The organism is Streptomyces sp. NPDC046925 (genome assembly GCF_040644915.1).
GTDB lineage: Bacteria > Actinomycetota > Actinomycetes > Streptomycetales > Streptomycetaceae > Streptomyces.
Genome location: NZ_JBEYWZ010000009.1, coordinates 81,509 through 100,841 on the forward strand (window position 1 = coordinate 81,509; position 19,333 = coordinate 100,841).

General features: G+C 70.3%; 25 protein-coding genes. 21 read left to right on the forward strand and 4 right to left on the reverse strand.

The genetic code is table 11. The annotated features are described in order from the left end of the window. The first annotated feature begins 47 nt into the window (after positions 1-47). Genes ABZ906_RS30680 through ABZ906_RS30720 form a run of 9 tightly spaced genes read left to right on the forward strand, consistent with a single transcriptional unit; the run spans position 48 to position 5,162 of the window. Positions 48-473 carry a gas vesicle structural protein GvpA gene (locus ABZ906_RS30680; protein ID WP_361184865.1) on the forward strand — a complete coding sequence of 142 codons (426 nt, stop codon included), beginning with the start codon at positions 48-50 and terminating at the stop codon, positions 471-473. Further along, positions 470-1,249 (forward strand): GvpL/GvpF family gas vesicle protein, encoded by a 780-nt coding sequence (locus tag ABZ906_RS30685; RefSeq protein ID WP_361388195.1) that lies wholly within the window; start codon positions 470-472, stop codon positions 1,247-1,249. The genes ABZ906_RS30680 and ABZ906_RS30685 overlap by 4 nt, the downstream gene beginning before the upstream one ends. Positions 1,250-1,254: 5 nt before the next feature. After that, complete coding sequence (locus ABZ906_RS30690; protein ID WP_361184860.1) at positions 1,255-1,518, forward strand: gas vesicle protein GvpG; 264 nt, start codon at positions 1,255-1,257, stop codon at positions 1,516-1,518. Continuing rightward, positions 1,515-2,222, forward strand: a complete 708-nt coding sequence (locus ABZ906_RS30695; protein WP_361388198.1) for a DNA primase — start codon at positions 1,515-1,517, stop codon at positions 2,220-2,222. Before ABZ906_RS30690 ends, ABZ906_RS30695 begins: the two co-directional genes overlap by 4 nt. Further along, positions 2,215-3,402, forward strand: coding sequence for an SRPBCC family protein (locus ABZ906_RS30700; protein WP_361388201.1), 1,188 nt, complete (start codon positions 2,215-2,217; stop codon positions 3,400-3,402). The genes ABZ906_RS30695 and ABZ906_RS30700 overlap by 8 nt, the downstream gene beginning before the upstream one ends. Next, complete coding sequence (locus ABZ906_RS30705) at positions 3,399-3,842, forward strand: gas vesicle protein (RefSeq protein WP_361388204.1); 444 nt, start codon at positions 3,399-3,401, stop codon at positions 3,840-3,842. The genes ABZ906_RS30700 and ABZ906_RS30705 overlap by 4 nt, the downstream gene beginning before the upstream one ends. Continuing rightward, positions 3,839-4,639 carry a GvpL/GvpF family gas vesicle protein gene (locus ABZ906_RS30710; RefSeq protein WP_361388207.1) on the forward strand — a complete coding sequence of 267 codons (801 nt, stop codon included), beginning with the start codon at positions 3,839-3,841 and terminating at the stop codon, positions 4,637-4,639. Before ABZ906_RS30705 ends, ABZ906_RS30710 begins: the two co-directional genes overlap by 4 nt. Continuing rightward, complete coding sequence (locus ABZ906_RS30715) at positions 4,636-4,824, forward strand: gas vesicle protein (RefSeq protein WP_160509195.1); 189 nt, start codon at positions 4,636-4,638, stop codon at positions 4,822-4,824. Before ABZ906_RS30710 ends, ABZ906_RS30715 begins: the two co-directional genes overlap by 4 nt. Before the next feature lie 41 nt (positions 4,825-4,865). Continuing rightward, entirely contained in the window at positions 4,866-5,162 is a 297-nt protein-coding gene (locus ABZ906_RS30720) for a gas vesicle protein K (protein WP_361184848.1), read from the forward strand. Here the strand turns inward: ABZ906_RS30720 and ABZ906_RS30725 are convergent. Then, positions 5,159-6,652 carry an ornithine decarboxylase gene (locus ABZ906_RS30725; protein ID WP_361388210.1) on the reverse strand — a complete coding sequence of 498 codons (1,494 nt, stop codon included), beginning with the start codon at positions 6,650-6,652 and terminating at the stop codon, positions 5,159-5,161. The two genes, ABZ906_RS30720 and ABZ906_RS30725, sit on opposite strands and share 4 nt — an antisense overlap. 75 nt (positions 6,653-6,727) lie before the next feature. Here ABZ906_RS30725 and ABZ906_RS30730 point away from each other — a divergent pair, with 75 nt between their 5' ends. Beyond that, complete coding sequence (locus tag ABZ906_RS30730; RefSeq protein WP_361388213.1) at positions 6,728-7,738, forward strand: Ppx/GppA family phosphatase; 1,011 nt, start codon at positions 6,728-6,730, stop codon at positions 7,736-7,738. 80 nt (positions 7,739-7,818) lie between these two features. Here the strand turns inward: ABZ906_RS30730 and ABZ906_RS30735 are convergent, their stop codons facing one another. After that, entirely contained in the window at positions 7,819-8,238 is a 420-nt protein-coding gene (locus ABZ906_RS30735) for an ANTAR domain-containing protein (RefSeq protein WP_361388216.1), read from the reverse strand. 133 nt (positions 8,239-8,371) lie between these two features. On the opposite strand from ABZ906_RS30735, the gene ABZ906_RS30740 reads away from it, so the two are divergent. Together ABZ906_RS30740 and ABZ906_RS30745 are read left to right on the forward strand one after the other, a co-directional pair. Beyond that, positions 8,372-8,767, forward strand: coding sequence for a helix-turn-helix domain-containing protein (locus tag ABZ906_RS30740; RefSeq protein WP_361388219.1), 396 nt, complete (start codon positions 8,372-8,374; stop codon positions 8,765-8,767). A gap of 120 nt (positions 8,768-8,887) precedes the next feature. Further along, on the forward strand, positions 8,888-9,181 hold the full coding sequence (locus ABZ906_RS30745) for a type II toxin-antitoxin system Phd/YefM family antitoxin (RefSeq protein WP_361184835.1): 294 nt from the start codon (positions 8,888-8,890) through the stop codon (positions 9,179-9,181). An 84-nt stretch (positions 9,182-9,265) separates the two neighbouring features. Here the strand turns inward: ABZ906_RS30745 and ABZ906_RS30750 are convergent, their stop codons facing one another. Continuing rightward, positions 9,266-10,276 carry an ABC transporter permease gene (locus ABZ906_RS30750; RefSeq protein WP_361388222.1) on the reverse strand — a complete coding sequence of 337 codons (1,011 nt, stop codon included), beginning with the start codon at positions 10,274-10,276 and terminating at the stop codon, positions 9,266-9,268. Between the two features lie 193 nt (positions 10,277-10,469). Between ABZ906_RS30750 and ABZ906_RS30755 the strand changes: the two genes are divergently transcribed. The 7 genes from ABZ906_RS30755 to ABZ906_RS30785 all read left to right on the forward strand — a co-directional run bounded on the left by ABZ906_RS30755 (position 10,470) and on the right by ABZ906_RS30785 (position 16,010). After that, positions 10,470-11,090, forward strand: a complete 621-nt coding sequence (locus ABZ906_RS30755) for a TetR/AcrR family transcriptional regulator (protein WP_361388225.1) — start codon at positions 10,470-10,472, stop codon at positions 11,088-11,090. Positions 11,091-11,426: 336 nt separating this feature from the next. After that, a complete protein-coding gene (locus tag ABZ906_RS30760) occupies positions 11,427-11,729 on the forward strand; it encodes an urease subunit gamma (RefSeq protein ID WP_190078901.1) in 303 nt (100 codons plus the stop codon). A 14-nt stretch (positions 11,730-11,743) separates the two neighbouring features. Next, positions 11,744-12,073 (forward strand): urease subunit beta, encoded by a 330-nt coding sequence (locus ABZ906_RS30765; protein WP_361184825.1) that lies wholly within the window; start codon positions 11,744-11,746, stop codon positions 12,071-12,073. After that, positions 12,066-13,787, forward strand: a complete 1,722-nt coding sequence (locus ABZ906_RS30770; RefSeq protein ID WP_361388229.1) for an urease subunit alpha — start codon at positions 12,066-12,068, stop codon at positions 13,785-13,787. The genes ABZ906_RS30765 and ABZ906_RS30770 overlap by 8 nt, the downstream gene beginning before the upstream one ends. An 11-nt stretch (positions 13,788-13,798) precedes the next feature. After that, the gene (locus ABZ906_RS30775) at positions 13,799-14,473 is read left to right on the forward strand and encodes an urease accessory UreF family protein (protein ID WP_361388232.1); all 675 of its coding nucleotides are present in this window, start codon (positions 13,799-13,801) and stop codon (positions 14,471-14,473) included. An 83-nt stretch (positions 14,474-14,556) separates the two neighbouring features. After that, positions 14,557-15,240, forward strand: a complete 684-nt coding sequence (gene ureG / locus ABZ906_RS30780) for an urease accessory protein UreG (protein ID WP_361388235.1) — start codon at positions 14,557-14,559, stop codon at positions 15,238-15,240. After that, positions 15,237-16,010: an urease accessory protein UreD gene (locus tag ABZ906_RS30785; protein ID WP_361388238.1), complete on the forward strand. Its 774-nt coding sequence runs from the start codon at positions 15,237-15,239 to the stop codon at positions 16,008-16,010. The genes ureG and ABZ906_RS30785 overlap by 4 nt, the downstream gene beginning before the upstream one ends. Here ABZ906_RS30785 and ABZ906_RS30790 read toward each other — a convergent pair. After that, positions 16,003-16,431: a hypothetical protein gene (locus ABZ906_RS30790; RefSeq protein ID WP_361388241.1), complete on the reverse strand. Its 429-nt coding sequence runs from the start codon at positions 16,429-16,431 to the stop codon at positions 16,003-16,005. The two genes, ABZ906_RS30785 and ABZ906_RS30790, sit on opposite strands and share 8 nt — an antisense overlap. 170 nt (positions 16,432-16,601) lie before the next feature. On the opposite strand from ABZ906_RS30790, the gene ABZ906_RS30795 reads away from it, so the two are divergent. Then, positions 16,602-17,483 (forward strand): nuclease-related domain-containing protein, encoded by an 882-nt coding sequence (locus tag ABZ906_RS30795; RefSeq protein WP_361388244.1) that lies wholly within the window; start codon positions 16,602-16,604, stop codon positions 17,481-17,483. A gap of 197 nt (positions 17,484-17,680) precedes the next feature. Beyond that, a complete protein-coding gene (locus tag ABZ906_RS30800) occupies positions 17,681-19,285 on the forward strand; it encodes an alpha/beta hydrolase (RefSeq protein WP_361388247.1) in 1,605 nt (534 codons plus the stop codon). Positions 19,286-19,333: the final 48 nt, after the last annotated feature.

Consider the following 19,333-nt stretch of genomic DNA (forward strand, 5'->3'; position numbering starts at 1 on the left):
TCCGCAGTTCATTCCCCAGACTTCCCAGACAAGGAGGGCCGGTCGGCATGACCGTAGTTCCTGCACAGCAAACCGGCGGATCGGGCGGCTCCAGTGGCCTGTACGACGTCCTGGAGCTCGTCCTCGACCGCGGCCTCGTCATCGACGCCTTCGTGCGTGTCTCGCTCGTCGGCATCGAGATCCTGAAGATCGACGTACGTGTCGTCGTCGCCAGCGTCGACACCTATCTGCGCTTCGCCGAGGCGTGCAACCGCCTCGACCTGGAGTCGGGCCAGAAGAAGGATCCGGGCCTCCCCGACCTGGTCGGCGAGATGACCGAGTCCGGTGCGCGCGGCAAGTCCAAGGGCGCTCTGTCCGGCGCCGCCGAGACCATCTCGGACGCGTTCAAGCAGTCCCGCGAAGAGGGCCAGTCCGAGTCCCGTCCGCGCGCACGCAAGAGCACGTCCGCGCGCCGGAAGGAGGAGCAGGAATGAGCACGTACGTCTATGGCATCACCGCCAGTTCTCACCCCTCGCTCCCCGAGGGCATGGAAGGCGTGGGAAAGCCCGCGCGCCTCGTACGCATCCTCGAGGAAGGCGACCTGGCGGCCATCGTCAGCGACGCGCCCGAGGGACTGCGCCCCAAGCGCAACGACCTCCTCGCCCACCAGAACGTGCTGAGCGAGGCGGGCGCCGCCGGACCGGTCCTTCCCATGCGGTTCGGCAACGTCGCCCCCGACGACGCGGCCGTCACGGGCGTGCTCGCGGAACGCGCCGAGCACTACCGCGAACGGCTCGCCACGCTGGAGGGCAAGGTCGAGTACAACGTCAAGGCCAGCCACGACGAGCAGGCCGCCCTGCATCGCGTGATGGCAGACAACCCCGAGGTGCAGGCCCTGGCCGAGGCCAACCGGCAGGCGGGCGGCGGCAGTTACGAGCAGAAGCTGCAGCTCGGCGAAATGGTCGTGACCGCCCTCCAGGGCCGCGAGGCCGAGGACGCGGTGGAACTGCACCGCATCCTGGAACCGGCGGCGTTCGCCGTCAGCGTGGGCCCCGAATCCACGGGATGGCTCGCCAACCTGTCGTTCCTGGTGGAGCGCGACTCGGCCGAGGTGTTCCTCGCCGCCGTCGAGGAGGCCCGCAAGGGGCACCCGCACATCGAACTGCGCATGAACGGCCCGCTGCCGCCCTACAGCTTCGTCGAGCCCGGACCCTCCGAGCCCGCGGGTGCCGCTCCGGAGGCAATGGGCTCGCAGACAGGCCGGGAGTAGGCGTCATGGGACTGATCGGCGAAGTGCTGATGCTTCCGTTCGCACCCGTGCGCGGCAGCTTCTGGGCGGTGAACCAGGTACTCGCCGAGGCGGAGCGCCTCTACTACGACCCGGCCACCGTCCGCGCCGAACTCGCCCAGCTTGAGCAGCAGTTGGAGTCGGGCGAGATCAGCGAGGAGGAATTCGACCGCCAGGAGGACGAGTTGCTCGACCGCCTGGAAACAGGCCTGCACCCCGGTGCGGGAACCGACAACGGGACCACACGATGAATCGACTTGGCATGGGCCTCGCCGTAGGGGCCGGATACGTCCTCGGACGTACGAAGAAGATGAAACTGGCGTTCGCGGTCGGCACGATGGTGGCCGGCAAGCGGATGAACCTCAGCCCGCGCGCCATCGGTGACCTGCTCTCCCAGCAGCTGCAGAACAACCCGCAGTTCAAGGAGATCGGCGACCAGCTGCGCGGCGACCTGCAAGGAGTCGGCAAGGCCGCCACCGGCGCGCTGCTCGAGCGGCAGATCTCGGGTCTCGCCGACCGGCTGCACGGACGTACGGCGGATGTGCGCGACCAACTCGCGGGCGTGACACCGGACATACCGGGACGCGGCCGCGAGGACGACGCTGACGACGCAGCCGATGCGGACGCGGAGTACGACGACGAACGCGACCGGGGCCGGGACGACCGGCAGAACCGAGGCGACCGGGACGACCGGGAAGGCGAAGAGTCCGCCGAGGCGGATTCGGAGCCCGAGGAGAAGCCCCGGCCCAGGAAGCGGGCCCCCGAGCGCAAGCCCGCCCCCAAGAAGGCGGCGGCCAAGAAGAGCCCCGCCAGGAAACCGGCGCCCCAGAAGTCGGCGCAGAAGAGCCCTGCGAAGAAGACGGCGAAGAAGGCTCCGGCCAGGGCCGCGGCGAAGACCTCCGCGCGCCGCACCACGGGAGCCCGGTTGCCGAAGGAGGGCGGTCGTGATGAGTGACACCCTGAAGTCCGCGAAGGACGGGGCGAAGGAGAATCCGCTCACCGGCCTCGCCCAGAGCGAGGCCGCCGACCGGCTCAAGTCGGAGGTGCAGGACTACCTCGGGGCCCAGGCCCAGCGGCTCCTGACCGGAGTGGGCCACAAGCTCGGCGCGACGACGAACAAGCTCAACGACATCGCCGAGGGCAACAGCCCGGGCTTCGCCAAACTGGCCCTCGACGGCGGACGCAAGATGGCCGAGGGCAAGGGGCCGCTGCGCTCCGCCATCGAGGTCGGCGCGGGCCGGGCCAAGGACAACGTGGTCGGCGCCTTCAAGAACCTGACCGGCGGCAAGGGCCGCAAGAAGGGCGGGGCGGGCAAGAAGCCCACGGTCATCATGGAGTTCATCGACGTCGGTGTGCCGCTGCGCACGGCGTACGACCAGTGGACCCAGTACCAGGACTTCAGCACCTTCGCCAAGGGCGTCAAGAGCGCGAACCGCGCCGACGACACCACCTCCGACTGGCAGGCCAAGATCTTCTGGTCCAACCGGAGCTGGAAGGCCCACACCACCGAGCAGGTGGCGGACGACCGGGTCGCCTGGACCTCGGAGGGCGCGAAGGGCACGACGAAGGGCGTCGTCTCCTTCCACTCGCTGGCGCCGAACCTCACGCGCGTGCTGCTGGTCCTGGAGTACTACCCCAAGGGACTCTTCGAGAAGACCGGCAACATCTGGCGCGCGCAGGGCCGCAGGGCCCGGCTCGACCTGAAGAACTTCTCGCGGTTCATCACCATCAAGGGCGAGGCGGATGACGGCTGGCGCGGTGAGATCCGCGACGGCGAGGTCGTCCGCAGCCATGAGGACGCCCTCGAAGAGGAGCAGAGCGAGGAAGAGCAGAGCGAGCAGGAGGGCGAACCGCAGGACGTCGCCGACGACGAGTACGAGGACGAAGAGCACGAGGGCGAGGAACAGCCCGAGGAGTCCTACGAGGACGAAGAGCACGAGGACGAGGAACAGCCCGAAGAGTCCTACGAGGACGAGGAAGACGAGGGCGAGGAGCAGCAGCCCGAGGACTCCTACGAGTACGAGGAGGACGAGGGCGAGGAAGAGGCCAAGTACGACGAGGACGTAGGCGAGGGCGAAGAGGAAGAGGACGCCAAGTACGACGAAGAGCCCGCGGCGAGCGGGAGTCGCCGATGACGATGCCCAGCCGGATGCCCGAACCGTATGGGCAGGGCGGCGGTGCGAACCTCGCCGACATCCTGGAGCGCGTGCTCGACAAGGGTGTCGTGATCGCCGGGGACATCCGGATCAACCTGCTCGACATAGAACTCCTGACCATCAAGCTGCGGCTCATCGTCGCCTCCGTCGACAAGGCGAAGGAGATGGGGATCGACTGGTGGGAGGACGACCCGGCGCTGTCCTCCGGCGCGCGTCGCAATGAACTGGCGCGTGAGAACGCCGAGTTGCGTGCTCAGGTCGCCGAACTGGAGCAAGGCGCGACCGAGCGGCGCGCGGTGGAGCGTGGCAAGAGCGAGCGGAGCAGCACAGAGCCAGGCAAGGCCAAGCAGAGCAAGGCGGAACAGAGCAAGACGGCGCACAGCAAGACGGAGCAGAGCAAGGCGGAGGAAAGCACATGAGCGGACTGCGGTACGTCTACGCCATCTGCCGTCCCTTCGACGCCGCGCTCCAGGCGCAGGTGACCGGGGTGGACGGTGCGCCCCCCGGTCAGCTGTCGCACCACGGCCTGATCGCCGTGGTCGGCACGGTGCCGGAACAGGATTTCGCCGAGGAGCCGCTCCGGCGCCATCTGGAGGACCTGGACTGGCTGAGCGCGACGGCACGCGCCCACCAGGCCGTGATCGACGCGCTCACCGCGGTCACCACGCCGCTGCCGCTGCGGCTCGCCACCGTGTTCCGGGACGACGCGGGGGTGCGCGCGATGATGGAGGAGCGGGAGAACTCCTTCAGGCGGACGCTCGACCGGCTCGACGGCCGGGTGGAATGGGGCGTCAAGATCCATGTCGAAGCGGAGCCCGCCGGCCCCGCACAGGAGCCGGAGAAGGCGGCTAGCGGCCGGGACTACCTGCGCCAGCGGCGCCGGCGCAACAGGGCCCACGAAGAGATGTGGGAGAGCGCCGAGAAGTTCGCGCACCGGCTGCACGGCCTGCTCTGCGAGAACGCGGAGGACGCGCGGCTGCACCCGCCCCAGAACTCCGCGCTCTCCAAGCAATCGGGCCGCAACGTGCTCAACGCGTCCTATCTGGTGCCGCGTTCGGAGTCGGAGGCCTTCGCGGAACTGGTGGAAGGAGTCAAGGGCGAGGAGTCCGTCCTGCGCGTGGAACTCACCGGGCCGTGGGCCGCCTACTCCTTCGCGGGCTTGGAGGGCGACGGTGACGACGCCGCGGACGGCGCGGCGGGAGAGGCGGGACCGTGACAGTCGTCGAACGCAGGGAGGTCGCCCTGGTCGACCTGCTCGACCGGTTGCTCGCGGGCGGGGTCGTCATCACCGGCGACCTCACCTTGCGCATCGCAGACGTCGATCTCGTCCGTATCGACCTGAACGCCCTGATCAGCTCGGTGAACGAGCAAGTACCCTCCCCCTTCGAGGAGTTGCTGTGAGCGAGCGGGCGGCGGGCGAGCAGACGCCAGATGAGCGGATCATGAGCGAGCGGGCGGCGGGAAAGAAGAACCGGCTCGAACTCGAACCGGACACGGTGGAACGCGACCTGATCAAACTCGTCCTGACCGTCGTGGAATTGCTGCGTCAGCTCATGGAGCGCCAGGCCGTGCGCCGGTTCGACACCGGGGAGCTCGACGAGGACCAGGAGGAGCGCATCGGCCTGACCCTGATGCTCCTGGACGACCGCATGACCGAACTGCGCGAACGGTACGGCCTCAAGCCCGAGGATCTGAACCTGGACCTCGGACCGCTGGGCCCCCTGCTGCCGAGGGACTAAGCAGCCCCGCCCGCCGGTGGGCGAGCGGGTGCCCGCACCACGCGCACGGTGTCCAGGCCGGGGTCCGCCGCGTCCGGCACATTCATCCCGGCCGCCTTTCCCGTGCGCAGGTAGCGCAGAACCGGCTCGGTGAGGCGTTCACCGGGCAGCGCCGCGGGAATGCCCGGCGGGTACGGCGTCAGCATCTCGGCCACGACGCGCCCCGCGGCCTCGGCCAACGGGACATCCACGGTCGTCGCGAAGTAGGCGTCGCGGGGCAGCTCCACCTGGGTGAGGCGCAGCGCGGCAGGGGAGGGGACGTCGACCTCCGGTACCGGGCGCAGCGCGGGAGCGGTGTCGGACAGGGCCCGCAGCGCGGACAGGAGCTGGTCGGTGCTCACGCGGTCGTCGGCGTGGGTGAGCTGGGTGCTGATGCGGCGGTGGTCGGACAGATGGGCCTCGATCGAGCGGTGCTCGCGCAGCCAGTCCGCCGCCCGGTAGCCCGACGTGCCCAGTCCGCTCACGTCGATGACGACCGGCAGTGGATCGAAGTCGGCGGCCGGACCGCAGAAATCGGCGCGGTCGTTCACGTGCAGTCCGTCGATCCCCTCGATCGCCGCCCGGACGTCGGCGGCCAGAGCCAGGGCGCCGCCCATCAGTTCCTTGCCCCGCAGGGCCATCTGGCGGCGCCAGCCGTCGAGCCCCGCGTAGATGAGGACGGACGGGCTCGTGGTGCCGAAGAGGTCCGCGCGGGACTTCAGCACGGTCGGATCGATCAGATCGCCCTGGAGATGGAAGACGGAACCCTGCTCCAGGCCGCTGCCCATCTTGTGGATGCTCGTCACACAGATGTCGGCGCCCGCGTCCATCGCCCAGGACGGCAGTTCGGGGTGGAACGGAAGATGCGCGCCCCAGGCCTCGTCCACGATCAGGGGCAGGGAGCGGCGGTGGCAGACCTCGGCGATGCCCCGCAGGTCGGCGCAGCTCCCGTACGGAGTGGGGCTGGTGACCAGGGCGCCCCTCGCGTCGGGATGGGCGGCGAACGCCTCCGCGAAGGCCTCGGTCGACGGAGGGTGCGCCAGATGCCGTTCGGCGTCCCAGGAGGGGTCGACCCAGACCGGGCGGATCCCGGAGAGGATCAGGGCCGAGACGACCGACTTGTGCGCGTCACGCCCGATGAGCAGCTTGTCGTGCGGTCCCGCCGCCGACAGTATCGCCGCCTTGACCGACAGGGAGCTGCCGCAGGTCGAGAAGAAGGTGTGCGAGGCGTGCACGGCGTCGGCCATCAGCCGCTCGGCCCGTTCGAGGACCCGGCCGCGGGAGCGCCGGTCGTCCAGACTTCCCGAGGCGAGGAGATCGCCGTGGAAGACGGCGTCGCCCAGCACCTGCCGTACCAGCGGATCGGCGCCCCTGGCCTGCTTGTGGCCCGGCGGGGTGAAGGAGATGCGGCCCTTCCTGCGGTGCTCCGCCAGCGCTTCGAGTACGGGGGCCCAGGAGTGGTCGACGGTCATGGATCACGAGTTCCCGTGCCCTGCGAAGGTCAATCAGATTGACTTCCCCGTGGCCTGATGGGTACTCAGAGTCACATGCGAATGAGTGTGATGGATGTGGGCGCCAATGCGATCCGGCTGGTTGTCGTGGACGCGGAGGGCGGTGTGCCCTTGCCGGTCCACACCGCCAAGTGGAAGGTGAGACTCTCCGAGCAGGTCGGGGAGAGCGGGGTGATCCCCGAAGAGTCCGTGGGGCAGCTCGCGTCCGCCGTCTCCGCCGCCGCCGCGACCGCACGGCGATGGGGCTCGGCCGAACCGCTGGCCTTCGCGACGACGGTCGTACGCAGCGCGCCCAACCGCCTCGACGTGCTGCGCGCGATCGGCGAGGAGACCGGTGTACGGCTGTGCACGCTGCCCGGCGAGGTGGAGGCCGAACTCACCTTCCTCGGGGCCCGCAGATGGATGGGCTGGCGGGCCGGGCCTCTCGCGCTGTTCGACATCGGCGGCGGCTCGCTCGAAGTGGCCTTCGGACGCGGACGGCTGCCGGACTACGTGGCCTCGCTGCCCCTCGGCGCACGCCGGCTCACCAGTGAGTTCTTCGACGGCGAGGATCCGCCGAGCGAGCAGAGCGTCAAGGAGCTGCGGCGCAAGGTGCGCCACCAGCTGCGGGACGTCGCCGCGCGGATCCGCTGGGAGGGGCCGCGCACCGCCGTGGCGACGTCCCGCACGTTCCAGCAACTGGCGCGGCTCGGGGGCGCGGCGCCCGGCCGCCACGGCCCCTTCATGACCCGGCAGCTGAGCCGGTCCGAACTGCGCGCCTGCCGCGACCGGCTCGCCGCGCTTCCGGCGTCCGAGCGCGCCCGGCTGCCCGGAGTGTCGGCGCCGCGGGCCGTGCAGAGCCTGGCCGGAGCGATCGTGGGACATACGGCGATGAAGCTGACGGGAGTCAAGACGGTCACCATCTGCCCCTGGGCCATCCGCGAAGGCGTGCTGCTGCGGCACATGGAGGACGGCGGGGCGTGGTGGGCGGAGGTCAGCGGTCCGGAGGCGGTGCTCCAGCCCGCGTTGGAGCCGATGGCGCTGAGGCTTGCGGCGCTGCAGAACTGAACCGCGGTGCCGCGGAACTGAACCGGGGCGCTGCGGGCCGTCGAGGCCGCGCGAGGTGAGGCGTGCGGGTGGTGCCGGGCTCATTCCTCGTCGGTGCCGGACGCCGGCGAGGGGGTCTGGAGGCGGGCGACCGTCGCGGACAGTTCCCGGCGGAAAGACTGTGGGATCTCCCCTCCCGCGACGGCGCCGATCAGCTCGTCGGCCACGGTGTGCAGCTTGGTGTTCGTGTTCTGCGATACGGAGACGAGGACGCTCCACGCGTCATCGGCGCTCAGTCCGAAGGAAGCCATCAGGACTCCGCGCGCCATGTCGATGACGGGCCGAGTCTCCATGGCCCGCCGCAGCTGGACGAGTTCGTCGTCCGGGTCCTGCCCGGCCCGGGAGTGGGGTTCCTGCTCGGCCCGGGAGTAGGAGTCCCGCCCGACGTCACTGGTGGGGCCTGCGGTGGGGGTGGCCTCGCTGTCCTGCGCGAGCTGCGCAGGAAGTGCACGGTCTGTCATGGCGGCCACTCCGTAGGCAAGCGTGCGTCATCACCTCACTCAGCGTCGGGCCGACGAGGCTCACCCGTCAAGGGATACCGGAAACGTCGTTCGTCCTTTTGAATGCCTGAATCAAACGCCCTATCGTGGAGTGATGGGTGCAGTACCTGAACCACACACCGGGTGGACGTTCCTCACCAACCACGCCCGTGTGCTGGCCGCGATCGCCCACGACCCCGCCACCCGCATCCGGGACATCGCCGCGCGCTGCCGCCTCACCGAGCGCGCCGTGCAGAAGATCGTCGCCGACCTGGAGGGGGACGGGTACCTCTCCCATACGCGCCAGGGCCGCTCCAACACGTATCGCATCGAAGCGGGCACGATCCTGCGCCACCCCGCCGACTCGGGACTCGCCGTGGCGGAACTGCTCACGCTCCTGGCCCAGCACGACGTCGAACGCGGTGATACGCCCCGGCGGTTGCAGGAAGGCGATGCGCCCCGGCTGTTTCAGGAGGCGGAGCACGCGGTCGACCGGGAAACCGGCGCGTGACATGCGGGGGAGTCCGGCGTCATGACCCCGGCCGCTCCCCTCTGACCTGCGGCGTATCCGTACGCTTCCCTGTCGCGCGAGCCCGGATGGCCGTACGGGGCGGCGGTTAAGCTGGGAAGCATGGCCTACGAGATTCCGGTGACGCAAGCCCGCGCAGAGCTCGCCGAGCTGATCAACCGCGTCGTCTACGGCGGTGAGCGGGTGGTCGTCACCCGGCACGGCAAGCCACTCGTGGCCCTGGTCTCCGCCGCCGACCTGGAACGCCTCGAACAAACGCCGGACGCGGAAGCGGACGAGGAGCAGGTGGTCAGCTCCGTCTCGTCGCTGCGCTCCACGTCGTCCCCCTCGTCGGGTGCGGGGGAGCGGCAGCGTTTCGGTATCGCCGCCGAGCACCGGGGCCCCAACCCGTCGTAGCCGTAGAGCAGTTGCGCGTGGAAAAGGCCGTACGCCCCCGTCCGCTACGGCGGAGGCGTACGGCCGTCTGTGTGTGCCGCCGGGTCAGGCGACCGGCACCGCTTCCCTCGCGGCCGGCGCCTCGTCGTGCGCCGGAGCGGGGCGGCGGCGGAGCGTGCCGAGCAGCACCGCCGTCAGGCCGAGCAGGCCCCAGACGGCGAGGGTGACCAGGGGAGCCGTGATGCGCGCTCCGTCGAAGAAGGACACCGAGCGCAGCAGGGTGCCTCCGGCGCCGGGCGGCAGCAACTGGCCGATGAATCCGACCGGTTCGGGCAGCAGCTGCGGCGCCGACGTCACGCCGGAGAAGGGGTTTCCGAGCAGGACCATGGCCAGCGCGCCGACCCCGATGCCCGCGGAACCGAGCAGCGCGGCGCACCCGGCGACGGTGGCGCCGACCGCGAGCGTCGAGAGGCCGAGGACTCCTGCTTCCGCCCACCAGTTGCCCGTGAGGACGCCGAGCCAGCTGTGCGTCAGGGCGGCGGCGACCATGCCGACCAGGGCGGCGGCCAGGACGAGGGATGCCACCGCGCGGATGCCGCGCAGGCCGAGCAGCGTCACGATCGCACCGGCCGCGACGCCCGCGATGGCGAGCGGCAGGACGCCGGCGCCGAGGGCGGCTCCCCGTGGGTCGGCCGCCGGAGCGGACACGACATCGGTGGTGGTCACCCGGGTTCCCTCCGGGGCCTGACCGGCCACCGCCTGCTCCAGGAGCTGGGCGACCACCGGGCTCGCCGCCGTCGCGGTCAGGAGCTTCATCCCCTGCGGGGTGACGACGACCGCCCCGTACACCTCCCGGTCCTCGATTGCGTCGCGGGCCTCTGCTTCACCGGCGTACCGATGGACCTCGAACGCGCCCTCCTTCTCCTTGAGTTGGGCCTGGAGGGGAGCCGTCGCCGCGGCGGGGCCCGCGACGCCGAGCGGCAGGTCGCGAGGGGCGGTCCTGGTGGCGGGCCAGGCGAAGGCCCACAGGGCGAGGGCCACGAGCGCGGAGACCAGGATGGCCACCGCCACCATGCGGCGGCCCTGCGGAGGCGGGGTGGTGACCGGCGTGGACATGAGCTGAGCTCCTTGGGGCTTGGGGCTTGGGGCTTGGGGCTTGGGGCTTGGGGCTTTGGGGTTTGAGGCTTGAGATTCGGGGTCTCGGAAGGGGTTTCCCTAAAGAGAAGGATCGTTCGTTTTACGGGATGCCCTCACTGTCCGCCCGGTGCGGCCGCTTGTCAAGAATGAATGTTCGTTTTACTTTGGAGGTATGGCCCGCGTATCCCAGGAGCACCTCGACGCACGCCGCCGCCAGATCATCGACGGCGCCGCCCTCTGCTTCGCCCGCAATGGCTTCCACGCCACATCGATGCAGGACGTGCTCAAGGAGGTCGGCCTCTCCGCCGGAGCGGTCTACCGCTACTTCCGCGGCAAGGAGGAGCTGATCGGGGCGATCGTCGGCGAGGTCCTCGAGTGGATCCAGGCGACGTTCGAGGCGGCCGCCAAGGAGACCCCGCCGCCCCCGCCGGACGAGCTGGTCGGCCGCGCGCTGTCCCAGGTGCTCGCCCGCAGGCCCGGCGTCCAGGAGGGCGAGGTGTCCTACTTCCCGCGTCTGATCGTCCAGGTGTGGGCGGAGACCCTGCGCAACGAAGAGCTCGCCACCGTGCTCAACCAGGGGTACGCGAAGGTGCGGGTGGCCTGGGTGAGGATCGTCGAGGGGTATCAGGCTGCGGGCATGATGCGCGCCGACGTGCCTGCCGACCATGTCGCGCGGGTGATGGTCGCCGCGGCTCAGGGATTCGCCGCTCAGCTCGCCTTGTTCGACGAGGTTCCGGTCGAGGCGCTGCAGGACGGACTGCGCGGCCTGATGAGCATGGGTAAGCCCGCCTGACGGGACCGAGAGTCCACCGGAAGGAGCGGGCGGGTCCGGTCGTCGGGATCCGCCGGAAGGAGTGGGCGGGTCCGGTCGTCGGGGTCCGCCAGAAGGGGCGGGCGGTTCGGGTGTCAGGTATGGGGGAGCCCAGCTGATGGTCATGAAGGGGTCAAGCGCTGGTTAACCTCGTTGAAACTCCTCCCAACTAGCCTGCAATGCCACGCCACCAGGGGTTTTCGTAACCGGGGTGCGCAAGATCGAGCGTACTTCCTGTGTGTTACATCTATATCCGTCGCGGTGGCCGCGGCAGCCGGACCCCGCACGGTCCGGAGCGAGGACTGTGAGGTGGGACGCGTGCAACTGACCCCGCACGAGCAGGAGAGACTGCTCATCCATGTGGCCGCGGACGTGGCCGAGAAGCGAAGGGCGCGGGGGCTCCGGCTCAATCACCCCGAGGCGATCGCGCTCATCACGTCCCACATTCTCGAAGGCGCCCGCGACGGCCGTACCGTCGCCGAACTCATGTCGTCGGGGCGCAAGGTGCTCACGCGCGACGACGTCATGAGCGGCATCCCCGAGATGATCCACGACGTCCAGGTCGAGGCCACCTTCCCGGACGGCACCAAGCTCGTCACCGTCCACGACCCGATCGTCTGACGGGGGCCTGCCAGATGAGTCCCGCGCAGCCCGTCGTCCCCGGCGAGATCCTCTTCGCCGACGAGCCCGTCGCCTACAACACGGGCCGAGAGGTCACCCCCCTCACCGTCCTCAACGCCGCCGACCGCCCCGTCCAGGTCGGCTCCCACTACCACTTCGCCGAGGCCAACCCCGGTCTCGACTTCGACCGTGCCGCCGCGCACGGCAAGCGGCTCAACATCCCCGCCGGCACCGCGGTGCGCTTCGAGCCCGGAATCCCCGTCGACGTCGAACTCGTCCCCCTGGCCGGTCTGCGCGTAGTGCCGGGCCTTCGCGGCGAGACCGGAGGTCCCCTCGATGCCTGAGCTGTCCCGCGCCGCGTACGCCGACCTGTTCGGCCCCACCACGGGCGACCGGATCCGGCTCGCCGACACCGACCTCCTCGTCGAGATCGAGGAGGACCGCTCCGGCGGCCCCGGACTCTCCGGCGACGAGTCGGTCTTCGGCGGCGGCAAGGTCATCCGCGAGTCGATGGGCCAGTCGCGCACGACGCGCGCCGAGGGAGCCCCCGACACCGTCATCACCGGCGCCGTGATCATCGACCACTGGGGCATCGTCAAGGCCGACGTCGGCATACGCGACGGCCGCATCACCGGCATCGGCAAGTCCGGCAACCCGGACACGATGGACGGTGTGCACCCCGAGCTCGTCATCGGCCCGGAGACCGAAATCCTCGCCGGCAACGGCAAGATCCTCACCGCCGGCGGCATCGACACCCACATCCACTTCATCTCGCCGACCATCGTCGACGAGGCGCTCGCCTCCGGGGTCACCACCCTCATCGGCGGCGGCACCGGCCCTGCCGAAGGCAGCAAGGCCACCACCATCACGCCCGGCGCGTGGCACCTGGCCCGGATGTTCGCGGCGATGGAGTCGAGCCCGGTCAACATCGGCTTCCTCGGCAAGGGCAACACGGTCTCCGCCGAGTCCATGCACGCCCAACTGCGCGCCGGCGCCGTCAGCTTCAAGATCCACGAGGACTGGGGCGCGACCCCTGCCACCATCGACGCCTGCCTGAACGTCTGCGAGGACACCGGAGCCCAGCTCGCCGTCCACACCGACACGCTCAACGAAGCGGGCTTCGTCGGCGACACGTTCGGCGCCGTCGCGGGCCGCACACTGCACGCCTTCCACGTCGAGGGCGCGGGCGGCGGGCACGCCCCGGACATGATCACGGCGGTGTCCCTGCCGAACATGCTGCCCAGCTCCACCAACCCGACCCGGCCGCACACCGTCAACACCATCGAGGAACACCTCGACATGCTGATGGTCTGCCACCACCTCAACGCGGCCGTCCCCGAGGACCTCGCCTTCGCCGAGTCGCGCATCCGCCCCACCACCATCGGGGCCGAGGACATCCTGCACGACATCGGCGCCATCTCGATCATGTCGTCGGACTCGCAGGCCATGGGGCGCATCGGCGAGGTCGTCATGCGGACCTGGCAGACCGCGCACGTGATGAAGCGGCGGCGCGGCTTCCTGCCGGGGGACACCCGCGCGGACAACCGGCGCGCGCGTCGATATGTCGCCAAGTACACGATCAACGCGGCGGTCGCGCAGGGCGTCGACCACGTGATCGGCTCGGTCGAGAGCGGCAAGCTCGCCGACCTGGTGCTGTGGGACCCGGTGTTCTTCGGCGTCAAGCCACAGCTGGTCATCAAGGGCGGCCAGATCGCGTACGCGCAGATGGGCGACGCCAACGCCTCCATCCCCACGCCGCAGCCGGTCCTGCCGCGCCCCATGTTCGGTGCGCACGGCACCGCTCCGGGGCTCAACTCCTTCAACTTCGTCACCCAGTCGGCGCTTGACGACGGGCTGCCCGAACGGCTCGGCCTGGCCAAGGAGTTCACCGCGATCCGCTCCACGCGCGGGCGCACCAAGGCGGACATGCGCGAGAACGACGCCCTGCCGAGGGTGGAGGTCGCCCCCGACAGTTTCGCCGTCACCATCGACGGCGAGCTCGTCGAGCCGGCCCCCGCCGCCGAACTGCCGCTCGCGCAGCGGTACTTCCTGTTCTGACGGGCGCTGTCATGTCCCAAGCCGCACTACTCGTCCTGGCCGACGGCCGGTTTCCCGCCGGAGGACACGCGCACTCCGGCGGGGCCGAGGAAGCCGTCAAGGCGGGGCGCATCACCGGGGCCGCCGACCTGGAGGAGTTCTGCCGGGGCCGCCTGCACACCACGGGGCTCGTGTCGGCGTCGCTGGCGGCGGCAGCCGCGCTCGGGCTCGATCCGCTGGAGCTCGACGAGGCCGCCGACGCACGGACGCCGTCGGCCGCGCTGCGGGTCGCCGGGCGGCGGCTCGGGCGGCAGATGATGCGGGCGGCGCGGGCAGCCTGGCCCGATCCCTCCCTGGACCGGCTGGCCACCGCCCGGCCCAAGGGCGCGCACCAGCCCGTCGTTCTCGGGCTCGCCGCCAGGGCCGCGGGCCTCGGGGCGCAGGACGCCGCGTACTGCTCCGCGTACGAGAGTGTCAGCGGGCCCGCGACGGCGACCGTGCGGTTGCTGAGCCTGGACCCGTTCGACGCGACGGGTGTCCTGGCCCGCCTCGCGCCCGAGCTCGACCTGGTCGCCAGGTCCGCCGCGGACGCGGCGCGGTGCGCGGTCGCCGAGGGGGTCGACGCGCTGCCCGCGGCGTCCGCGCCGCTCCTCGAGATCGGGGCGGAGGCCCATGCCGCGTGGCCCGCGCGGCTGTTCGCGTCGTAAGGGCGCTTCGCCCTCCTCGCACTCGCCGCCCCAACGCCCTCTCATGCAGGGCCAAACGAACTGCTGAACCTTGGAGTCGCACCATGCATCTCGACCACTCCCACGATGAATCCACCGCCGTCAGCGCCGACGCGCACCGTCCCGACGGGCGTCGGCGCGCCCTGCGGATCGGCCTCGGCGGGCCCGTCGGCTCCGGCAAGACCGCGACCGTCGCCGCGCTCTGCAAGGAGCTGCGCGACGAGCTCTCCCTCGCCGTCGTCACGAACGACATCTACACCCGTGAGGACGCCGAGTTCCTGCTGCGCGAGGCCGTACTGCCGCCCGAGCGGATCACCGCCGTGGAGACCGGGGCCTGCCCGCACACCGCGATCCGCGACGACATCTCCGCCAATCTGGAGGCCGTGGAGGACCTGGAGGACGAGGTCGGGCCGCTCGACCTGATCCTTGTCGAGTCCGGCGGGGACAACCTCACCGCCACCTTCTCCAAGGGCCTCGTCGACGCCCAGATCTTCGTGATCGACGTCGCGGGCGGCGACGACATCCCGCGCAAGGGCGGCCCCGGCGTCACCACCGCCGATCTGCTCGTCGTCAACAAGACCGACCTCGCGCCGTACGTCGGCTCCGACCTCGCGGGGATGGCGGCGGACGCCAAGGCGCAGCGTGCCGAGCTGCCCGTGATCTTCCAGTCGCTGCGGTCGGACGTGGGTATCGGCCCCGTCGCCGCCTGGGCGCGTGCCCAGTACGCCGCCTGGACCGCGTCCGTATGACCGTGCACACCGTCGTGGCGTCCGGGGTGCGCGGCACGGCCCGCATCACCGCGCGGGGTGACGGGCGGGGCGGCACCGTCCTGCCCGTGCTCGACGGCGAGGGGCCGATCGTGCCGCGCCGCACCCGGTCGGCCGGAGCGGGCGCCCGCGTCACCCTCGTCGGGGCGATGAGCGGCCCTCTCGGGGGCGATCACCTCACCGTCGAGGGTGCCGCCGTGGAGGGGGCCAGGCTGCACATCGGCTCGGCCGCCGCCACCCTCGCCCTGCCCGGGCAGTCGAAGGAGGCGGCGCGCTACGACGTACGCCTCACGGTCGGCGACGCGTCGGAACTGGTCTGGCTGCCGGAGCAGTTGATCTCCGTACGCGACAGTGATCTGCGGGTCACGACGCGGGCCGAACTCGCCGCGAGCGCGAGCCTCGTGCTGCGCGAGGAGCAGGTGCTCGGGCGGACCGGCGAGGAAGCGGGCCGCCTCACCAGCCGCCTCACGGTCCGCCGCGCCGGCCGCCTCCTCCTGGACCAGGAACTCTCCTGCGGCCCCGGCGCCCCGGGCGGCTGGGACGGCCCGGCGGGCCTTGCGGGAAACCGCGCGATCGGCCAACTGGTGATCGTACGCCCGGAGTTCGACCGGACCCGCCCCGGCCCCGCGATGCTCGGCGAAGCGGCATCACTCACGCCCCTCGCCGGCCCCGCCGTACTGGTCACCGCGATCGCCCCCGACGCACTACGCGTCCGACGCACCTTGGACGAGGCGCTGCGCACACTCACCTGAACACAGGCCAGTCGGCCAGCCGGGCGCGGGCTTCCTGCGCGATGACAGGCCACGGGTCATCGACCAAGCGCGCAACCGCCGACCGCGGCGAGTGCGGATGGCCCGCGACGAGCCTCCGCACGGCGTCATCCGGATCGTCCACCAGCCGTTCCAGCAGCTCAGGCGGGCACTTGCGCTTACTGGCCACCCGGTGCCGAACCCGCCAGTCCGGATCCTTGATCAGCTCGGCCACAATCTCCGCCGGCACCGTCCTGTTATGCGCGGCCCAGAAACGCATACCGGGATGATCACGCACCAGCTCCCACCAGACGGACAACGGCATGGCCGCCCACGCCGAGCGCTCGTACTCCGCCGGATCCTCGCTCTCACGCAGCCGGATGAACTCCTCGACAGAGGTGATCTCGGGGAAGCGGTCCGTCATGACAGCCAGTAAGCCACGACGCCCGACCCAGCCGTCAAGCCTCACCCGAGCCCCGACATCACACACGGACACGACCGGGAAGTGCGGCCCGCGGCCGGTTGGCGTTCTTGTGGCGGTGCCTCTCGGCTGCTCCCATGTTTCTGGGGTCTGTACTGGCATGGGGGGCGAACATGAGTGATCTCAAGGTCGTTCGGTGGAAGCGGCACGGCCAGGATCGGCTCTACGTGAACCTTCCTGACGGCTCCGCCGTGGCATGGGCCGACTGCCGGACGGGCAAGGTCACGATCCTGGTCGAGCCGTATCGGCACGAGGCACTCAGGCTGTTGCGTCCGCTCCTCACGCGCCCTTCGCCCACATCGAGATCGAACCCCGCCGCGAAGCCCAAGCCCCGAACTGCGGCTGGGCGGGAAGTCGTCCCGGAGTTGCCTCCGCTGACGCCGCCGGACGATCTCGCCTTGCATCGGCCGGGGGAGGGGCTGAGGCGCTTGCTTGCCGAGGAGGGGCCCAGTCCTGTGCAGCGGGTGCTCTCGTGGCTGTTACGGCGTGAATCCGAATGGGATTCATGGCGCATGGGGCTCGCCGGTGAGCGTCGGGTCGGGGGCGAGTTACAGAGACTGTCGCGATCCGGCTGGCGCGTGCTGCATTCCGTGCCGCTGCCTCGGAACGTGGACATCGACCATCTTCTGATCGGCCCCGGCGGGGTGTTCAGCATCAACACCAAGCGCCACTTCGGGAAGCCCGTATGGGTCGGCGATGAGATGGCGAAGGTCAGTCACGGTCGGCCGCAGCCGTACGCACGCAAGAGCAAGGCGGAGGCCGGTCGTGTCCAGGCGGTGTTGGAGCGATACTCCGACGTCCCGGTTCAAGTGCAGCCGGTCATTGTGTTCGTCGGCGTGACGGAACTGACCAAGGCGGCCACGCAGTTCACCGTCCGCGTGTACCGCGAGCGGGAGGTGTCGGCGCTCGGCCCGCTCAGCGGGGTGCTCGATGCCGCCCAGATCGATGCGCTGTACGCGGTTGCACGGCATCGGCGCGCTTGGCTGTCCGCCTGAGACGCACGCAGTGGCCGAGGCCTGGTACCCCGCGGGACCAGGCCTCCTCACCTGGACAAACCGCTCACCGGTTCCCCCGACCCGGTTATCGGATTGGTAAAGAAATACCTGCCCGGTCTGTCGACTGAACCCGTTGACCGACAGGATCCTCCTACTGTTCGAAAATCGACAGGGAAATCGACAGGGGGAGGAACCAGTTGAGACGCACCACAGCATTCGGCGCAGCCGGCACGCTGATCACGGGCTCGCTCATAGCGGGCGCGATCATGGCGCCGGTCGCCAATGCCGACGCCCGCCAGGGCAGCGGCAGCGCTGACGCCCGGCAGCGGACCAGCTCCGAGGCGCGCGGTGTCGCGCTCGCCGCGCAGCGTGCCGCCAAGGCCGGCATCGACTGGCAGGCGTGCCCCGCCGACTGGGGTCTGGAGAAGGCCGTCACGTGCGGCTGGGTGACCGTCCCGGTCGACTACGCCAAGCCCAACGGCAAGAAGATCAAGCTCGCCGTGGACCACATCGGCAACACCGGGACGAAGAAGGAGCGCCAGGGCGCGCTCGTCTACAACCCCGGCGGCCCCGGCGGTTCCGGGCTCCGCTTCCCCAACCGCGTGGCCACCAAGGCCAAGCTCTGGGAGAAGACGGCCAAGGCCTACGACTTCGTGGGCTTCGACCCGCGCGGCGTCGGCCACTCGGCGCCCATCTCCTGCGTGGACCCGCAGGAGTTCGTCAAGGCCCCCAAGGCCGACCCCGTGCCGGACTCCGAGGCGGACAAGCGCGCCCAGCGCAAGCTGGCCGCCGAGTACGCGGACGGCTGTGCCGAGCGCAGCGGCGACATGTTGCCGCACATGACGACCCCGAACACCGCACGTGACCTGGACGTCATCCGGGCCGCGCTCGGCGAGAAGAAGCTGAACTTCCTCGGCGTCTCCTACGGCACCTACCTCGGCGCGGTCTACGGGACGCTGTTCCCGTCGCACGTGCGCCGCATGGTCGTCGACTCGGTGGTCAACCCCTCGAAGAAGAAGATCTGGTACGAGGCCAACCTCGACCAGGACATCGCCTTCGAGATCCGCCTCAAGGACTGGATGAAGTGGGTCGCCAAGTACGACGCCACCTTCCACCTCGGGGACACGGCGGCGAAGGTCGCCAAGAACTGGGACAAGCTGCGCGCCGCCGCGAAGAAGGAGCCCCTGGGCGGAGTGGTCGGCCCCGCCGAGCTCATCGCCTACTTCCAGAGCGCTCCGTACTACGACTCCGCCTGGGTGGGGATCGCGACGAACTTCAGCAAGTACGTCGCCGGTGACGCCAAGCCGCTGATCGAGGCAGCCAGCCCCGACCTGTCGGACACCGCGGGCAACATCGCCTCGGAGAACGGCAACGCCGTCTACACGGCCGTCGAGTGCGCCGACGCCAAGTGGCCCACCAGCTGGAAGAAGTGGGACCGGGACAACACCCGCATCCACCGTGACAACCCGTTCATGACGTGGTCCAACGCCTGGATGAACCTGCCCTGCGCCACCTGGAAGAGCAAGCAGCACGAGCCGGTCGAGGTCAAGACGGGCAAGGGTCTGCCGCCCGTCCTCATCGCGCAGTCGACCCGCGACGCCGCCACGCCGTACGAGGGCGCCGTCGAGCTGCACAAGCGGTTCAAGGGCTCGCGACTGATCACGGAGAAGGACGCCGGCTCGCACGGCATCACGAACCTGGTCAACCCGTGCCTCAACGACCGTGTCGACGCCTACCTGCTGACCGGCAAGGTGGACAGCAAGGACGTGACCTGCACCCCGCACGCCACGCCCAAGCCGTGACAACCAGCCGTTAGGCACGGAAGGGGGCGCCGGAGAGATCCGGCGCCC

Bases quoted from the DNA above. Each gene is read 5' to 3' on its own strand.
- ABZ906_RS30745 (WP_361184835.1), top strand. From the start codon at position 8,888: ATGGCCTACGAGATTCCGGTGACGCAAGCCCGCGCAGAGCTCGCCGAG.
- ABZ906_RS30680 (WP_361184865.1), top strand. From the start codon at position 48: ATGACCGTAGTTCCTGCACAGCAAACCGGCGGATCGGGCGGCTCCAGT.
- ABZ906_RS30750 (WP_361388222.1), bottom strand. From the start codon at position 10,276: ATGTCCACGCCGGTCACCACCCCGCCTCCGCAGGGCCGCCGCATGGTG.
- ABZ906_RS30725 (WP_361388210.1), bottom strand. From the start codon at position 6,652: ATGACCGTCGACCACTCCTGGGCCCCCGTACTCGAAGCGCTGGCGGAG.
- ureG (WP_361388235.1), top strand. From the start codon at position 14,557: ATGCATCTCGACCACTCCCACGATGAATCCACCGCCGTCAGCGCCGAC.
- ABZ906_RS30790 (WP_361388241.1), bottom strand. From the start codon at position 16,431: ATGACGGACCGCTTCCCCGAGATCACCTCTGTCGAGGAGTTCATCCGG.
- ABZ906_RS30690 (WP_361184860.1), top strand. From the start codon at position 1,255: ATGGGACTGATCGGCGAAGTGCTGATGCTTCCGTTCGCACCCGTGCGC.
- ABZ906_RS30720 (WP_361184848.1), top strand. From the start codon at position 4,866: ATGAGCGAGCGGGCGGCGGGAAAGAAGAACCGGCTCGAACTCGAACCG.
- ABZ906_RS30775 (WP_361388232.1), top strand. From the start codon at position 13,799: ATGTCCCAAGCCGCACTACTCGTCCTGGCCGACGGCCGGTTTCCCGCC.
- ABZ906_RS30770 (WP_361388229.1), top strand. From the start codon at position 12,066: ATGCCTGAGCTGTCCCGCGCCGCGTACGCCGACCTGTTCGGCCCCACC.
- ABZ906_RS30730 (WP_361388213.1), top strand. From the start codon at position 6,728: ATGCGAATGAGTGTGATGGATGTGGGCGCCAATGCGATCCGGCTGGTT.
- ABZ906_RS30685 (WP_361388195.1), top strand. From the start codon at position 470: ATGAGCACGTACGTCTATGGCATCACCGCCAGTTCTCACCCCTCGCTC.
- ABZ906_RS30705 (WP_361388204.1), top strand. From the start codon at position 3,399: ATGACGATGCCCAGCCGGATGCCCGAACCGTATGGGCAGGGCGGCGGT.
- ABZ906_RS30740 (WP_361388219.1), top strand. From the start codon at position 8,372: ATGGGTGCAGTACCTGAACCACACACCGGGTGGACGTTCCTCACCAAC.
- ABZ906_RS30795 (WP_361388244.1), top strand. From the start codon at position 16,602: ATGAGTGATCTCAAGGTCGTTCGGTGGAAGCGGCACGGCCAGGATCGG.
- ABZ906_RS30785 (WP_361388238.1), top strand. From the start codon at position 15,237: ATGACCGTGCACACCGTCGTGGCGTCCGGGGTGCGCGGCACGGCCCGC.
- ABZ906_RS30765 (WP_361184825.1), top strand. From the start codon at position 11,744: ATGAGTCCCGCGCAGCCCGTCGTCCCCGGCGAGATCCTCTTCGCCGAC.
- ABZ906_RS30710 (WP_361388207.1), top strand. From the start codon at position 3,839: ATGAGCGGACTGCGGTACGTCTACGCCATCTGCCGTCCCTTCGACGCC.
- ABZ906_RS30700 (WP_361388201.1), top strand. From the start codon at position 2,215: ATGAGTGACACCCTGAAGTCCGCGAAGGACGGGGCGAAGGAGAATCCG.
- ABZ906_RS30735 (WP_361388216.1), bottom strand. From the start codon at position 8,238: ATGACAGACCGTGCACTTCCTGCGCAGCTCGCGCAGGACAGCGAGGCC.
- ABZ906_RS30755 (WP_361388225.1), top strand. From the start codon at position 10,470: ATGGCCCGCGTATCCCAGGAGCACCTCGACGCACGCCGCCGCCAGATC.
- ABZ906_RS30695 (WP_361388198.1), top strand. From the start codon at position 1,515: ATGAATCGACTTGGCATGGGCCTCGCCGTAGGGGCCGGATACGTCCTC.